Source organism: Streptomyces sp. SID3212 (assembly GCF_009865405.1).
Classification (GTDB): Bacteria; Actinomycetota; Actinomycetes; order Streptomycetales; family Streptomycetaceae; genus Streptomyces.
On sequence record NZ_WWJY01000300.1, the window covers coordinates 1 to 312 of the forward strand.

The following is a 312-nucleotide window of genomic DNA, read 5'->3' on the forward strand; positions in this document are numbered from 1 at the left end:
CTGCTGGTACCACTGCGCGGCCTCGCTGATCAGCGTCGGTCCGTCGGCCCCGGCCCGGCGGTCCTGACGGCCGGCGCGGCCGGACCGGTCGAGGCGGTCGAGCGGGTCCGTACGGTCGAGGCGGACAGCGCGGTCCGTGCGGTCCGTACGGTCAGGGCGGTCCGCACGCGGTGGGGAAGGCGCGGCGGAGCCCCGGGCGCCCAGGGGGACCGGCCGGCCCGTACCGGTCTCGTACTGGCCCCTGTTGCTGCTGTACACGACGTCCGCGCCGGAGCGCGCGCTCTCCTTGGCCCGGCGCTCCAGCGCGCGGGC

1 pseudogene is annotated in these 312 nt (G+C 78.2%); it reads right to left on the minus strand.

Features of this window, described 5'->3' with window-relative positions:
- A pseudogene (locus GT042_RS09000) lies at positions 1-312 on the minus strand (hypothetical protein); the annotation flags it as partial.